11 protein-coding genes are annotated in these 15,596 nt (G+C 37.1%); 5 read left to right on the plus strand and 6 right to left on the minus strand.

The genetic code is table 11. The features are described 5' to 3' along the window. Window positions 1–10 precede the first annotated feature (10 nt). Both ACIGAM_RS06220 and ACIGAM_RS06225 read right to left on the minus strand, forming a co-directional pair. The gene (locus ACIGAM_RS06220; protein ID WP_396510606.1) at window positions 11–1,390 is read right to left on the minus strand and encodes a TolC family protein; all 1,380 of its coding nucleotides are present in this window, start codon (window positions 1,388–1,390) and stop codon (window positions 11–13) included. Continuing rightward, window positions 1,390–1,995, minus strand: a complete 606-nt coding sequence (locus ACIGAM_RS06225) for a TetR/AcrR family transcriptional regulator (protein ID WP_396510607.1) — start codon at window positions 1,993–1,995, stop codon at window positions 1,390–1,392. Before ACIGAM_RS06225 ends, ACIGAM_RS06220 begins: the two co-directional genes overlap by 1 nt. A gap of 161 nt (window positions 1,996–2,156) precedes the next feature. On the opposite strand from ACIGAM_RS06225, the gene ACIGAM_RS06230 reads away from it, so the two are divergent. Both ACIGAM_RS06230 and ACIGAM_RS06235 read left to right on the plus strand, forming a co-directional pair. Beyond that, window positions 2,157–3,131 carry a polyprenyl synthetase family protein gene (locus ACIGAM_RS06230; RefSeq protein WP_396510608.1) on the plus strand — a complete coding sequence of 325 codons (975 nt, stop codon included), beginning with the start codon at window positions 2,157–2,159 and terminating at the stop codon, window positions 3,129–3,131. Window positions 3,132–3,139: 8 nt separating this feature from the next. Further along, the gene (locus tag ACIGAM_RS06235; protein WP_396510609.1) at window positions 3,140–3,481 is read left to right on the plus strand and encodes a hypothetical protein; all 342 of its coding nucleotides are present in this window, start codon (window positions 3,140–3,142) and stop codon (window positions 3,479–3,481) included. On the opposite strand, the gene ACIGAM_RS06240 is transcribed toward ACIGAM_RS06235, so the two are convergent. After that, window positions 3,462–3,779 (minus strand): hypothetical protein, encoded by a 318-nt coding sequence (locus ACIGAM_RS06240; RefSeq protein WP_396510610.1) that lies wholly within the window; start codon window positions 3,777–3,779, stop codon window positions 3,462–3,464. The genes ACIGAM_RS06235 and ACIGAM_RS06240 overlap by 20 nt on opposite strands. A 363-nt stretch (window positions 3,780–4,142) precedes the next feature. On the opposite strand from ACIGAM_RS06240, the gene ACIGAM_RS06245 reads away from it, so the two are divergent. Both ACIGAM_RS06245 and odhB read left to right on the plus strand, forming a co-directional pair. Next, on the plus strand, window positions 4,143–6,917 hold the full coding sequence (locus ACIGAM_RS06245; RefSeq protein WP_396510611.1) for a 2-oxoglutarate dehydrogenase E1 component: 2,775 nt from the start codon (window positions 4,143–4,145) through the stop codon (window positions 6,915–6,917). A 66-nt stretch (window positions 6,918–6,983) separates the two neighbouring features. Beyond that, window positions 6,984–8,279 (plus strand): 2-oxoglutarate dehydrogenase complex dihydrolipoyllysine-residue succinyltransferase, encoded by a 1,296-nt coding sequence (gene odhB / locus ACIGAM_RS06250; RefSeq protein ID WP_396510612.1) that lies wholly within the window; start codon window positions 6,984–6,986, stop codon window positions 8,277–8,279. Between the two features lie 65 nt (window positions 8,280–8,344). On the opposite strand, the gene ACIGAM_RS06255 is transcribed toward odhB, so the two are convergent. Then, complete coding sequence (locus ACIGAM_RS06255; protein ID WP_396510613.1) at window positions 8,345–8,650, minus strand: hypothetical protein; 306 nt, start codon at window positions 8,648–8,650, stop codon at window positions 8,345–8,347. 297 nt (window positions 8,651–8,947) lie between these two features. Between ACIGAM_RS06255 and polA the strand changes: the two genes are divergently transcribed. Further along, on the plus strand, window positions 8,948–11,800 hold the full coding sequence (gene polA / locus ACIGAM_RS06260) for a DNA polymerase I (protein ID WP_396510614.1): 2,853 nt from the start codon (window positions 8,948–8,950) through the stop codon (window positions 11,798–11,800). 58 nt (window positions 11,801–11,858) lie between these two features. On the opposite strand, the gene ACIGAM_RS06265 is transcribed toward polA, so the two are convergent. Next, complete coding sequence (locus tag ACIGAM_RS06265) at window positions 11,859–12,662, minus strand: hypothetical protein (RefSeq protein ID WP_396510615.1); 804 nt, start codon at window positions 12,660–12,662, stop codon at window positions 11,859–11,861. A gap of 261 nt (window positions 12,663–12,923) precedes the next feature. Beyond that, the gene (locus tag ACIGAM_RS06270) at window positions 12,924–15,557 is read right to left on the minus strand and encodes a DUF5916 domain-containing protein (RefSeq protein ID WP_396510616.1); all 2,634 of its coding nucleotides are present in this window, start codon (window positions 15,555–15,557) and stop codon (window positions 12,924–12,926) included. Window positions 15,558–15,596: the final 39 nt, after the last annotated feature.

The following is a 15,596-nucleotide window of genomic DNA, read 5'->3' on the forward strand; positions in this document are numbered from 1 at the left end:
TTGTCTGTGGTTAATTTTGTTGAGGTTGATAAACGCTGGTATCTAATGTTTTTTCTAGGGCCGCTTTATTTGCAATTACTTCATACATTGCTTGTAAGTAATCTTGCTGTGCTTGATAAAGCTGTGTTTGTGCTTCACTAAGCTCAAAACTGCTGGCGATACCTTCAAAGAATTTAATCGAATTTTTATTTTCGATACGCTCTGCCAGTGCCAGGTTTTTTTCTTGCGTGCTAAAATTATCTAGGGCAAATTGATAATCATTACGTGCGGTAGCCATTTGTAGTTTTACTTGATTACGAGTCTGCTCTAAATCTTCAAGGCTTTTCTTGTAGGCTAGTTCTTTTTGAGCTGTTTTTGCTGCTCGCATACCACTACTAAAAATAGGTACTGTTAGAGACACTCCTAAAATAGATTGTTCAAAATAACGCTGCTCGTTACTGAGAAAGCTAAAATCGTTACTTGCTCCAGAAGCACCATAATTTACATAGGCACTCAGTCTAGGTAAAGCTTTACTTTTTTCTAGTTTAACTTCAGTCTGTGCAAGATTTGTTTGATCTGCCGCAATGCGGTAATCAATATTATTTTCTGGATTTATAGACTGGGTAAGTAAGTTTAGATCATAGTATTGCATAGCTAAATCTTCAAGACTGTCTGTAACCTGTAGTTTACTGTCTATTGTGATGCCTAACGTCAGCTTAAGCATATCATAAGCGATAGCAAGTTGACGTATGGTATTGTTTAATTGAGTTTCTAGACCTAAATAGGTAATTTGTAATTGCTCTACATCTTCCTCTTCCGTAAGTCCATTTTCAAAAATCTTCCGGGTGTCAGATAAATTTTTATCTAAGGTTTTTAGGTTTTTCTGAAGTATTATAACACTTTCTTCAGCAAGTAAAACATTACCATAAGCCTCTATAACAGCTTGTTTTACCTCTAAGTCTGTTTTAACCTTTGCATTTTCAGAAATCTGAAGCAAGGTTTTTGAAGACTGAACACCTACAATATAGGAACCGTCAAAAATTAGTTGATTCCAGGTTGCGGTAGCGGCCGCATTTTGTTTGGGGCTAAACTGAACGGGGATAAAGGTACCTGCGGCAGCATTCGGGTCAAAAAATTGAGCAGGAATAAATGACGTAGGTTGTATCAACTGATTTTGATATGTTACTTCACCCGTTATCTGGGGAAGTCCTTGTGCTATGATTTCCCATTTTTGTTTAAGGGCAATCTCAACGTCTGTCTGTGCATTTTTTGCACTATAGCTATTATTAAGGCCATATATAATGGCATCTTGTAAGCTTAGCGCATACGATTTTACCTCTGTACTGTCTTGTGCCTGGCTATAATTTAGGAAGCCAAATACACATGCTAAGAGGATTAGGGATTTTCGCATTAGTCTTGATTTGAGTGAATTATTTGATTGAGAATTTTTCGGCCTTCGGGAGTGACAATCCCACGTAAATGATATTCGAGATACATCTCATATAATGCAGCGTGGGGGAATTTTTCTTGCGGAAAAATACTGTCGTCTTTGATGTTAGTCATTCCTATGTGATACATTCTGGAAACAAACTCGACATCTAAATTGTTACGAAACAAGCCCATATTTATTCCTTTAGTAATATTCTCTTCCATACAACCTTTCATAAAATCAAATTGCTGTAGTTGGAGTTCATTAAAAATTTTAGGGTAATATTTCAATAGTTGTTGAATAGATGATGACTTCTCACCTTGTAAATGTTGAATTACATATTTTTTAATTTCATAAAGCTCTTCTATAGGGTTTTTATGCTTGTTTATTAGCTTAGTTACAGCGGCTTGTACCGTTGTCATCATTTGATGACTTACTGCATATACTAATTCTGTTTTATGTGAATAGCTGGCATAAATGGTCTTTTTTGAGATGCCCATATGCGTCGCTATATCATCCATAGTAACACTCTTAAAGCCTTGCTTTATATAGAGTTGTGTTGCGGTATCTAAAATTTCTTGTTTCATATTGCGGCGCAAAGATACTTCGGAAACTTTAAAAACGAATTAAGTTTCCAAAGTTTTTCAACAACTTAACATTATAATAACATTGAGAATATAGGTGAGCTTATTGAGGTTTGAGAGTGGAGTTAGAATCTAGAGTGTTATTTTAGCAAAAAATTTGAGCTATGTTGCGTATTGATCAATACACAGATGTATTTGTTGACTATTTAAATGCAAAAATTCAAAGTAAAGAGCCTAAAAATCTTTACGATCCTATTCTTTATATTCTACAGCTGGGCGGTAAGCGTTTACGCCCTGTTCTAACGTTAATGGCTACAGATATTTTTGAGTCAGATTATAACAAGGCGCTTGATGCAGCACTGGCTGTTGAGGTATTTCACAACTTCTCGTTAGTTCACGATGATATTATGGACGATGCTCCTTTGCGCAGGGGTAAAGAGACCGTTCACGAAAAGTGGGATATAAATACCGGTATTCTCTCTGGAGATGCGATGCTTATAAATGCATATCAACTTTTTGAAAATTACGAGGGGGATACATTTAGAAGCCTTGCAAAACTTTTTAGTAAAACTGCTATTGAGGTTTGTGAAGGCCAGCAATACGATGTTGATTTTGAAACTCGCGACGATGTTACGTTACCTGAGTATCTAAAAATGATCGAATATAAAACTGCTGTTTTAGTGGGTGCAGCTTTAAAAATGGGAGCGATTGTAGCTGCGGCTTCTAAAACTAATTGTGACCTCATTTACCAATTTGGTAGGGACTTAGGTATAGCTTTTCAGCTTCAAGATGATTATTTAGATGCTTTTGGAGATCCCGAAACTTTTGGAAAGCAAGTAGGTGGAGACATTATAGAGAATAAAAAGACATTTTTATACTTAACGGCCTTAGAACGACTCGACCCGGCACACAGCATTCAGTTAAGTCATTTGTATAGTATTAGTCCGCAGGACCCTAGTGGTAAAATAGAAACCGTTAAGCAGCTCTTTGTAGATTCCGGCGCAGCCGAAGCTATAAAAAAAGAGATAGAGTTATATACAAATAAAGCGCTTAAGGTGCTAAATGATCTTGAAGTTAAAGAAGATAATAAGAAGCTACTACGCGAATTTGCTCAAGCTTTAATGCTTAGAAAAGTATAAGATGTTATATGAAAACAGCTCAAGAGATCTTAGAGTTAGCAATTACAAAGCAACTTTATACTGCTTTGATAAATCAATTAAATAAAGATTTTACACGAGTTGGTTTAGAAGCTGGTTTTGAGCAAAACTTGAATGCTGAAGCACTCATAAGAAATCTTACTGCTACGATTTATGAGCTAATTGTTTCAGACTTTGAGTCGTATTTAAATGTGCTGTATGCTATAGATGTTTCTGAATTTAAAATAAAAGATTTACCGGTGCAGCAGGTTCATGAGCTTGCAATAGCAGTAACACAATTAATTATTGAGCGGGAATTTGTAAAAGTTTCTTTTAAAAGTAAACTCGAATAAAAGGTTGAATCGCGCTTGTATAAACTGCATCCCGGTCATTATAAAGTACATTGTATCGCGCACCTAAGGTAACAGGGCCATTACGGTATCCTAATCCTAAAAATAGAGCAGCGTTCCAGAAGTCATTGCTAAAAGTACCACCATCTAAATTTGCCCTTTGAGAAACGTAGAGTTCTTCAAATTCTGCAGATAGCTGTATAATAGGCAGCGGGTTTGCTAGAGCGATTATACTACCTCCTATAATTGAAGATTTTAAAGATCGATCTTTAACATATGAGTAGCTCAAACCAGGACCCATCGCAAAATATGGATTGAAGTTATAAATGGCACTTGGAGCGATACTTGCGGCAAAATATTCTTTTCCAAAATTTAGCCCAAAACCGCCTCCTACATTTACCTTATCTCAAAAATCAGAACTTTGTGATTGTGCTTGTAATGTGCTGTTAACTGTAGAAAGTAACATCACAAAACCATAAACTTTTAGTATAGATTTCATAAACTTAATTTTAAGTGATTGCGCACGAGTTAAGCTACCCTGCAACTCCCGATTTTAAAATGTTAATGATAAGCATAAAATTAGTCAACCAAAGGTCTTGTGCCATCGAAAAATTGTACTTTTGATAAATTATTGCTTAAAAAATCGACAGATTTAAATTATAAAATGGATAGATTTTCATTTCTCAATGCAGCAAACACTGCATATTTCGCAGAACTTTACGATAAATACCTACAGCACCCTGATAGTGTGGAGCCTAGTTGGAGAGCATTTTTTCAAGGTTTCGATTTCGGTATGGAAGAAAGTGGTCTTCAGCCAGACAGTCCCATATCTGAGGTAAAATCAACAGCTACAGTGACTTCTGTTCCTGATAATCTTCAAAAAGAATTTCAGGTTGTAAAGTTAATAGACGGGTATCGTACACGTGGACATTTGTTTACAAAAACAAATCCTGTACGTGAACGCCGCCAGTATACACCCACGCTAGAGTTAAAAAACTTTGGTCTTAGTGAAAACGATTTAGATATCACGTTTTCTGCTGGTGAAATTTTAGGTATTGGTAGTACAACCTTACGTGAGATTGTAAGCCATCTTGAAAAAATATACTGTGAGTCTATTGGTGTTGAATATATGTTTATACGTAAGCCTGAAGAAATACAATGGATTCAGGATAAGCTAAATATCAACGATAATCATCCAAAATTTTCGGGAGACGTAAAGAAGAAAATTTTAAAGAAACTCAATGAGGCCGTTTCTTTTGAAACCTTTCTTCATACTAAATATGTTGGGCAAAAACGATTTTCTCTTGAAGGAGGTGAAAGTTTTATTCCGGCAGTTGATGCTATTATCGAAGCTGCGGCAGATCGTGGTGTAAAAGAATTTGTAATGGGTATGGCACACAGAGGCCGTTTAAATACGCTAACAAATATTTTTGGTAAAAATGCTAAAGACATATTTAGCGAATTTGACGGTAAAGATTATGATCAGGAAGTTTTTGATGGTGATGTAAAATACCATTTAGGTTGGACATCTAGCCGCAAAACAGATAGTGGTAAAGAAATAAATATAAATATAGCGCCTAACCCGTCTCACTTAGAAACAGTAGGTGCTGTAGTAGAAGGTATTGCCAGAGCAAAACAAGATTTGCATCATTTTGAGCAACCTAACCAGGTACTGCCTATAGTGGTTCACGGTGATGCTGCAATTGCAGGTCAGGGTATTGTTTATGAAATAATACAAATGGCTCAGTTAGATGGGTATACTACTAAGGGGACTATTCATATTGTAATTAATAACCAGATAGGTTTTACTACAAATTATCTTGATGCACGTTCTTCTACATATTGTACAGATGTTGCAAAAACTACGCTATCGCCTGTGTTGCACGTTAATGCAGATGACGCAGAGGCTGTAGTTCACGCTTCATTATTTGCATTAGACTTTAGGATGGAGTTTGGTCGTGATGTATTTATAGATCTTTTAGGATATAGAAAGTACGGTCATAACGAAGGTGATGAGCCGCGTTTTACACAGCCTAAATTATATAAAGCAATCGCTAAACACGATAATGCTCGAGATATCTACGCAGAGAAGTTAAGAGCAGAAGGTGTAATTGATGATAATTATGTAAAGCTTCTTGAAGAAGAATACAAAGAGAAGCTAGAAGAAAAGCTAGAAAAGTCTAGAGAAGAAGATACTACACGAATTACTGCGATTATGCAGGATGAGTGGGAAGGGTTTGAGCAAGCTACCGAGGTAGAAATGATGAATCCTATAGATACTACTTATGACCTTGAGGCACTGGGTGAAATTGCAGAGGTAATAACTAAGCTACCAGATGATAAAAAGTTCATGCGTAAGATTCTTAAGATTATTGAAGGGCGTCGTACGATGTACTTTGATGATAATAAGATAGATTGGGGTCTTGCAGAATTACTTGCATACGGGTCGTTGCTAAAAGAAGGTTTTGATGTGCGTATGACTGGTCAGGATGTAGAAAGAGGTACTTTTTCTCACAGACATGCAGTTACTAAAGTAGAAGATAGCGAAGAAGAAATTGTGCTCTTGAATAACCTTAAAGGAGATCAGGGTCATATGTATATATTCAACTCACTTCTGTCTGAATACGGTGTTGTTGGTTTTGATTATGGGTATGCTATGGCAAGCCCAAAAACACTCCCTATTTGGGAAGCGCAGTTTGGTGATTTTAGTAATGGTGCGCAGATTATGTTAGATCAGTACATATCTGCTGCAGAAGATAAGTGGAAATTACAAAACGGTCTGGTAATGTTATTACCACACGGCTATGAGGGTCAGGGGGCAGAACATTCTTCTGCTCGTATGGAGCGTTACTTGCAGTTATGTGCTGTAGACAATATGTATGTTGCAGACTGTACTACACCGGCAAACTTTTACCATTTATTACGTCGCCAGTTAAAAACTAATTTTAGAAAACCGCTTATTGTTTTTACACCTAAAAGTTTATTAAGACATCCTAAGGTTGTTTCCACAAAAGAAGAATTAGCTAACGGAAGTTTTAAAATGACTATCGATGATGATTCTGTTAAGGCTGATATTGTAAAGACATTAGTTTTTGTTACCGGTAAATTCTATTATGATCTTCTTGATAAACGCGAAGAATTAGGAAGAGATGATGTTGCCTTGGTACGAGTAGAGCAATTATTTCCACTTCCGAAGAATGAAATTCGTGCCGCTATAGAAAAATATAAAAATGCAGATGATGTAGTTTGGGCTCAGGAAGAGCCGCGTAATATGGGTGCTTATGGGCACTTATTAATGCATCTTCCCGAAGCACAAAAATTCAGAATTTGCAGTCGTAAATTCTACGGCGCTCCGGCTGCAGGTAGTTCGGTGCGATTTAAGAGAAGACATCAACGAGTGATTGATGATGTTTTTGATAAAGATTCAAATAACCAATAAAAAATTTGTTTTTGGTTCTACTGAAATAGAAACATTACAAAAGAAAAAAGTTAATAAAATAGAAATATGGCTTTAGAAATGAAAGTCCCTTCTCCGGGAGAATCGATTACAGAAGTTGAAATAGCACAGTGGCTTGTTGAAGATGGCGACTATGTAGAAAAAGACCAGGCGATAGCCGAAGTAGATAGCGATAAAGCTACCTTAGAACTTCCGGCAGAAGCAAGCGGTATTATAACATTAAAGGCTGAAGAAGGTGATGCTGTAGCAGTAGGGCAGGTAGTTTGCCTTATTGATACCGATGCTCCAAAACCAGGGGGCTCAGATTCTAACAAAGCTTCAGGTGATGAAGGTAGTGGTGGAGATGCTGAAAAAGAATTAGATAAAAAAGATAAGAATACGGCAGATACTAACGAGAAGGCAGAAGCAAAAACAGAAACACCTTCAAAGTCAAGTACTCCTAACCAGTCTCAGGATAAAAAGTCATACGCGACAGGAACACCATCTCCTGCAGCTAAGAAAACTTTAGATGAGAAAGGTATAGATGCTAAAGATGTTCAGGGTAGTGGCCGCGATGGTCGTATTACTAAAGATGATGCGGTAAACGCACAACCATCAATGGGAACTCCCGGTAACGGAAGTCGTGGAGAAAGCCGTTCAAAAATGTCTATGTTACGTCGCAAAGTAGCAGAACGTTTAGTGAGCGTAAAAAATGAAACAGCAATGCTTACCACCTTTAACGAGGTAGATATGTCTGCTATTTTTGCTTTACGTGACAAGTATAAAGAAGACTTTAAATCAAAACATAGTGTAGGGTTAGGCTTTATGTCTTTCTTCACATTAGCTTGTGTACGTGCATTAGAAATGTACCCTGCTGTAAATTCTATGATAGACGGTAAGGAGATGATTACTTATGATTTTAAAGACATTTCTATTGCAGTTTCTGGTCCTAAAGGGCTTATGGTACCTGTAATTAGAAATGCTGAAAATCTAAGTTTTAGAGGAGTTGAGTCTGAAGTGAAGCGACTTGCTCTTAGAGCACGTGATGGTCAGATCACAGTAGATGAGATGACTGGAGGGACATTTACAATTACTAATGGTGGTGTTTTTGGCAGTATGCTTTCTACTCCTATCATTAACCCACCACAATCTGCAATTTTGGGTATGCACAATATTGTAGAACGTCCTATCGTACGTGATGGAGGTATTGCAATTGCGCCTATTATGTATGTTGCACTTTCTTACGATCACCGTATAATTGACGGTAAAGAATCTGTAGGATTTCTAGTAGCTGTAAAAGAAGCGTTAGAAAATCCTGAAGAATTATTGATGAATAATAATGTGCTAAAAGCGTTAGAGCTTTAATACGATAAAAATGTATTTTATAAAACCTGTTAGTTTTTGCTAACAGGTTTTTTTATGCCTACAACTTAGCTGCTGCTTATAATTTCAGCGATTAGCAATCTCAATTCTTCTTTTAGGGATATATTTGGGAAAGCTCTCCCAGCCTTAGTATACCAGTATTTTGCATTGTAATTATCACCTTCATCACGGTGCAAGTGTGCATGAATAAGACTTCCCATAGAATGCTTAATATCTTGAGCTATTGTGTGCGAAGCTTCCCAATTATCATTGGCTTTATACCACAAAGATTGTAAGGTTTCCGGCCAGTCTGGAGGAGGATTGTCACGAGTTAGCGTGATTTCAAATTCTTTATAATCCTTCGGAATGCTCATAGTCAATTTTAAGTTTGAATGTAGTCCTAAACCTAAGCTGAGGTCGGGATTGAAGACTATTATATAAATCGAATAATCTATTCTTCAACAGAACTTATTTGAGACGAATTCAGTATTCTGTTTTAAGTTAAAAATTCCTATTGTAATCCTAAAGTAGCTCTGTAGTAGGTACACTTCAATTGATGAAGTGTTTATTATATTTTGCAAATTTAAAAATGGATTAGGTATAAAAACGCATATCAAAAGACTAATTCCTATTTTTGATATTTCAATTCCAGATCAAAACAGATTCCCAATATGTCAACTCAAAAACGCTTATTTCTTTTAGATGCTTACGCACTAATTTTTCGTGGTTATTACGCACTTATAAAAAATCCCAGAGTAAACTCAAAAGGGCAGGATACCTCTGCGGTAATGGGTTTTGTAAATTCACTTTTTGATGTTATTAAACGAGAAAAGCCAGATCATTTAGCAGTTGCTTTTGATAAAGGAGGAAGCTCTGAGCGTGTAGAAATGTATGAAGAATATAAGGCTAATCGTGATGAAACACCAGAAGCAATACGTATTGCAGTGCCTATTATACAGGAGATTTTAAAAGCCATGCACGTGCCTTTTGTTCAAATTGAAGGTGTAGAAGCAGATGACTTAATAGGTACGCTGGCTAAACAGGCAGAAAAAGAGGGCTATCAGGTTTTTATGGTAACTCCAGATAAGGATTATGCACAATTGGTATCTGAAAATATCTTTATGTACAAGCCTGCCCGTATGGGAAATGGGATTGAGATATGGGGAATACCAGAAGTGCAAAAACGCTTTGAAGTTGAGCGACCAGAACAGGTAATTGATTATCTGGGAATGATGGGAGATGCATCAGACAATATACCTGGTTTACCTGGCGTAGGTGATAAAACTGCTAAAAAATTCATTAAAGAATATGGTGGTCTTGAGGGACTTCTCGCAAATACTGATAAGCTAAAGGGGAAGATGAAGGAGAAGGTTATTGAAAGTGCAGAATTAGGTCGCCTATCCCGAAAGCTTGCTACGATTATGACCGATTGTGATGTGCAGTTTCACGCAGAATCATACGAACTTTCACAACCCGATGCAGATAAAGTTCAGGAGATTTTTGATGAGTTAGAATTTAGGAGACTTAAAGACCAGTTTATTAAGATATTTTCAGGCGAAGCCGATAGTGATACGGGTGCTGCAGTAAGTAGTACGGAAACAGCCAAAAGGCTTGTAAATTCTTCAGAGCAGGCAGCAAATGCAGGGGCGGGGCAATACAATTTATTTGGGGGTCCTTCTGAAGGTAATGAGATTGAAGAGCGTAATACACGTAAAACAATTAAAGATACAGAGCATTTTTACCAGAGCGTTGCTCCCGGAATGGCTACGAAACTATTCCTGAAAAATCTTATGAAGCACGAGTCGGTATGTTTTGATACTGAAACGACATCCTTAGATCCGTTAAAAGCAGATCTGGTGGGTATTGCATTTAGCTGGGAAAAAAGCAAGGGGTTTTACATCCCATTTCCTCGAGAACAAGAAGAAGCTCAGCAATTAATAGAAGAGTTAAAACCATTTTTTGAAGCAGAAACCATTCAGAAAATTGGTCAAAACTTAAAGTACGATATCAAAGTTTTAGCAAAATATGGAGTTGAAGTAAAAGGAAAACTTTTTGATACGATGATCGCGCATTATCTCATCAATCCCGATATGCGCCACAATATGGATGTTCTTGCAGAAACGTACCTTAATTATTCACCGGTTTCTATTGAGGAGTTGATAGGTAAAAAAGGTAAAAATCAAAAGTCGATGGCAGATGTTCCGGTTGAACAACAAACCGAATACGCTGTTGAAGATGCAGATGTTACGCTTCAGCTTAAAGAGCATTTTGAGACTGAAATGGGAGCAGCAAATACGCAAAAATTGTTTGACGAGATTGAAATTCCGTTAGTGCAGGTTCTTGCAGATATGGAGCTTGAAGGTATTAATCTTGATAAAGAATTTCTTAACAGCCTTGCAGAAGAGCTTAATTCAGACATTCTTTCATTAGAAGAAAAAATATACAAAGACGCCGGCGAGGAATTTAATATTGGTTCGCCGAAGCAATTAGGAGAGATTCTTTTTGATAAACTTAAACTGGTAGATAAGCCTAAGAAAACGCGTACTGGGCAGTATTCTACAGCTGAAGATGTACTTTCTTACTTAGCGCCAGACCACGAGATTATTCAGAATGTATTAGACTATCGAGGACTGGCAAAATTAAAAAGTACGTATGTAGATGCATTGCCTACGCAAGTAGATGAGAACACCGGCCGTGTACATACAGATTATATGCAAACTGTAGCGGCAACGGGGCGTTTGAGCTCTAATAACCCTAACTTACAAAACATTCCTATTCGTACAGAACGTGGTCGTCAGGTACGTAAGGCTTTTGTTCCGCGTAGCGAAGACTATGTTTTGCTGGCGGCAGATTATTCGCAGATAGAATTACGAATCATAGCGGCTTTAAGTCAGGAAGAAACCATGATGCAGGCGTTTAAAAATGGTGAAGACATTCACGCTTCAACGGCTGCAAAAGTTTTTAATGTAGCGTTGGAAGAGGTTACCAGAGAGCAACGTAGCAACGCAAAAACCGTAAATTTTGGTATTATTTATGGAGTTTCGGCATTTGGGTTAAGCAATCAGACAGATTTGAGTAGGGCAGAGAGTAAAGATCTTATAGATACTTATTATAAAACCTACCCAAAGCTGCGTAATTATATGAGTGAGCAAGTAGATTTTGCGCGTGATAACGGTTATGTCTCTACGGTTTTAGGACGTCGTCGTTATTTAAAAGACATCAATAGTAGTAATGCTGTTGTGCGTGGTGCAGCAGAGCGCAACGCGGTAAACGCACCTATACAAGGTAGTGCTGCAGATATCATCAAAATTGCGATGATTAATATTCATAAAAAGTTGAAAGCTGAAAAACTAAAGACAAAAATGCTGCTTCAGGTACATGATGAACTTGTTTTTGATGTGTATAAAACAGAATTAGAACAGGTAAAAACAATGATTAAGTCTGAAATGGAAAATGCCTTTAAGATGGATGTTCCGCTTTATGTGGAGCTTGGAGTTGGTGAGAATTGGCTTGAAGCGCATTAATATAAAAAAGGGCTTCCATCTTGGAAGCCCTTTGTGTTTTTAGTGATTGTAGAATAATTTATCTGTAAGCTTTGTAAATGATTGCAATTTGGTTTGTGCGATTATTGGTAGAATCACCAACTAAAAAACGATCAAAATTTAGAGTAAAACCATCGCTGTTAAATGACTGTAGAGATGCTCTTACTAAACCGTCTTGCGTATCTGTCCCACCGGTTGGGCTACCATTATCGTGTATGGGTTCTCCATTATTATTCACAAAAAAGGCTGCAATACAATGTGACGATGATGCAAATGTGCCAATGTTATTAATACTAGACCCGCTAAAACCATTTGATATTACTTGTTGATCTATACTGGTGCCATTATTTTGGGCATAACCTACGGTCATCCCACCAGCCATGCGTATATCATTAGTATTATTACCGTCTGCCCTATATGTGCCGTTATATCCTTGTATTCTATTAATTGCTACAAATTCAACAGATTTTGGAGAAAACCCTACCCCCGCAACATTTATTACTCCAGAGGCACTTACAAGTATTTTTCCGAAGTGAACCCGCTTTTGGCTAGTTGATGCTATTTGATTCCATTGACTGTTCTGCCAATAATAATAGCCTGCTGGTGTCAGACCGCCGGTACTGTCATTATAAACGAGTGTACTCTCTGCAATTGTGCCTCCTGCTGGATTAAACACTGTGATCTCGTCTGTAATGCTAGTTAAAGCAACACGCGGAATGAGTATTCCTGAGTTTGTAGAAACTATATCTAATCTGGCTTCAGGATCTACAGTTCCTATGCCTACCTGAGCGATTAATGCGTGAGAAAATGTGAGGAGTATTAGTAAAATTAGGGAATTTTTCATTTCAATGAGTTGGGGTTTTAAAAATAGGTAAAAAAGTTATTTAGTACCAGTATTTTTAAAGAGTTTATCTAATTTTCAGCCAACTACAGGTGATACGGTTTGTTTTTAACCTATAAATGAATTGCTAACAAATGATTTAAATTTCTTCGATTTGAAAAGAAGAAGGTATTTATTGAAAAGCTTAATAAAGAAAATAGAAAGCTAAAAATACCTCTGAAATCATTTAAGAAGGTTCTTCGTTAGAGGCTTGGTTTAATCACTTTATAATAAAAAGCGATAGGTAGCTTTAATTAGAAAGGTATTGTTTAATTGCTTGTTTACAATTTGCTGGTCTAATGCATTAAAGACCGTATTTGAGGGGTCATTATTGCCGTCTGCTCCCTGTGACCAGACAAAAAACAATTCCGAACCCGGTATGTATTCCCAGCGTACTACAAGATTTGTTCTTAATTGAACCACAGAAAAATCAGGATCTCTAAAACGGTAGTCGATAATGCCATCTAAATTTTCATCAACTGTGTATTCTGTATCGATTTTAGAAATTTGATTTGGTGTAAATAGACGTATGCGCTCATTAAGGTCTTTTGCAGTTGAATTATCAACACGATTAAAGTCTATATAGGTTCCTTTAGAGGCAAAGGGTTGGGCATAATATTGTATGCTTAAATTAGGATTTAAGCTGTAATTAAGGCGTAGGGTGGCGCTCAAGGTCTTCTGATCTATATTCCCTAAGATATATCTGTTTTGACCGTTATAGTTTGTAGTGCTTACATACTGCGTTTTGTTAGGGCTAATCTCATATTCAGGATAAAAAGATACACTTAGCGCATCTAAAGGCTGATACTCAAAGCCGGCTTCAACTCTAAAAACTGAAAAGTTATTTTGTGATGCTTGTGAGATCACATACCCTGCACCATAGGTAAATTTTTTTCTGGAGTCTGAGTTGATGAATAAAAATTGAATATTTTCTTCGTTAAATCGAAAACGTGGTCCTCCTCTCAATTCTGTTGTACTAATGATTCGAGGCTTGTGTATTAAACCAAAATTAGTCTCCCAGGTATTATTAAATCTAAAAAAGGACTCGAGACTATATTCTATACGGTTGTAATTTCCTTCAAAATCAAAAAGACTTTGTTGTTCAAATTCAATATTTATAGTTCTAAATTTTTTAGTAGGATTTAATAGTGTGTATTTAAGCGTGCTAAATTGTGTAATGAGATCTGCTTGTCTAAGAAACCCCACGTCATTGAGCTCTAATTCTGGGGATTTCCAGGAAGCTCCTAAACTACCTGTGAAGTTTCCGCCGGAAGCTTTGCCTATTTCTAAATTTCCTCCGGTTCCTGTAAGTGCTGTTTTTGTAGTATCTACAGTGAGGTGTGTTGCGTCCTGCCTATTAAATAGATGTGTTAAGGAGCGCTGCGTGCCTGTAATAGCTTCATTGCTGCCCTGTACATTGCTTATAATCGTATTGCCTTGTAAATAATATTTGCGATCATTCCAGTTATGTTTGAAGTCAATACCTCCAGAAAAGGCATCGCTATGCAGGTTATAAAGACCGGGTTCTAATTTGCGATTGGTCGCTGTAGCTATTACGCCTATATACGAGTTGCGATTATTAAAGTCTTTTTGAGCGCGCCCAATAATGTAGTTTGTTAGCGGCTCTACCAGTACATCGCGTTGTGTAGAATCATTCCTGAACGTTTGTGCATATTCTTTTGCAGTCAAACTTTCTAAAAGGCCAAGTGTCCAACCGTTTTTCGTTTTTCCACTAAATTTTGCTGCACCCAGAATAGTTGAATTTTGAGGAGTGTCTGTATAAACTACTTCAGGATCACGTACGGCACGCTGCGGGCTGCGGCCAATACGACGTGAATAAAATAAGTTGTCTGAAGATTGATCGTCAAGGTCGTAGTCAAAAATATTACTGTTAGCGACAAAGAAGGGGCGCTGTTCTCTAAAAAATATTTGAAAGCCATCTAAGGCAATTGCTGCAGGGTCTGCTTCTACTTGACCAAAATCTGGATTTAATGTGAGATCAAGAGTAAGATCATTGGTGATTCCTATTTTAGCATCGAGGCCTGCGTTGATTTTAGAGTCGCTCCCATCCCTATATGGGTTCCCTGCTTGAGATTCATAGGTGTCTAGTTGAGTTACAACGTAAGGTTGTATTTCTAATTGTTTTTGTGGAGTCAGGTTTTTGAGTCCTCTTAATTCACCAAATTCACTAACATATCCGGGTGCATTAGGAACAATTCCCTGCCAGAGTGAACGTTCTCTGTTTCTAAAATAAAAGCGCTTTGATTGTAATCCCCAAACTTGATCTTTATCACTATTAAAGCGCAATTGACTTAAGGGGATTTTTAATTCTGCTGTCCAGCCTAATTCATCAATGTTTGTCTTAGTATACCAGATAGGGTTCCAGGTATCGTCAAAGCGGCCATTATTCGATATAAATTCATCTGCTTTAACACCTGCAGCGGTAAGTGTGAAAGAGAATGCTGTGCGATCGTCATTATAACTGTCAAAGCTTACTTCTACCCAATCTCCTGCAAAACCATCTCGTCTTGAAAGGCGCTTTTCAATACCATCAGGATCTTGATCAAGACATCTAAATGCAACATAAATGTACCCGTCATCATAGATGATTTTCATTTTGGTTTGCTCTGTAGGAGCTGCCCCAATATCAGGTTGTAGTTGCGTATAATCTGTAGTAAATGGCACAAGTTCCCAGGCAGAATCGTCTAATATCCCGTCGATATTAGGTGCATTTTCATTTTCAATCTTTATTGTCGTATACGAACGATTGTTAATTTTCTTAGTTTCTTGATTCTGACCATAATTAATATCTGGAACTAATAATAAGAAAAGAAACACCAGATATATTAAACTGCGCATAAAATTAAAATTGAGCCTGTAAATAGGAGATTATCAATA

Origin of the sequence: Leeuwenhoekiella sp. NPDC079379, assembly GCF_044542075.1 — a bacterium.
Lineage (GTDB): Bacteria > Bacteroidota > Bacteroidia > Flavobacteriales > Flavobacteriaceae > Leeuwenhoekiella.

Coding starts and splice junctions, on each gene's coding strand:
- ACIGAM_RS06230 (WP_396510608.1), top strand. CDS start 2,157: ATGTTGCGTATTGATCAATACACAGATGTATTTGTTGACTATTTAAAT.
- odhB (WP_396510612.1), top strand. CDS start 6,984: ATGGCTTTAGAAATGAAAGTCCCTTCTCCGGGAGAATCGATTACAGAA.
- polA (WP_396510614.1), top strand. CDS start 8,948: ATGTCAACTCAAAAACGCTTATTTCTTTTAGATGCTTACGCACTAATT.
- ACIGAM_RS06220 (WP_396510606.1), bottom strand. CDS start 1,390: ATGCGAAAATCCCTAATCCTCTTAGCATGTGTATTTGGCTTCCTAAAT.
- ACIGAM_RS06235 (WP_396510609.1), top strand. CDS start 3,140: ATGAAAACAGCTCAAGAGATCTTAGAGTTAGCAATTACAAAGCAACTT.
- ACIGAM_RS06255 (WP_396510613.1), bottom strand. CDS start 8,650: ATGAGCATTCCGAAGGATTATAAAGAATTTGAAATCACGCTAACTCGT.
- ACIGAM_RS06270 (WP_396510616.1), bottom strand. CDS start 15,557: ATGCGCAGTTTAATATATCTGGTGTTTCTTTTCTTATTATTAGTTCCA.
- ACIGAM_RS06265 (WP_396510615.1), bottom strand. CDS start 12,662: ATGAAAAATTCCCTAATTTTACTAATACTCCTCACATTTTCTCACGCA.
- ACIGAM_RS06225 (WP_396510607.1), bottom strand. CDS start 1,995: ATGAAACAAGAAATTTTAGATACCGCAACACAACTCTATATAAAGCAA.
- ACIGAM_RS06245 (WP_396510611.1), top strand. CDS start 4,143: ATGGATAGATTTTCATTTCTCAATGCAGCAAACACTGCATATTTCGCA.
- ACIGAM_RS06240 (WP_396510610.1), bottom strand. CDS start 3,779: ATGGGTCCTGGTTTGAGCTACTCATATGTTAAAGATCGATCTTTAAAA.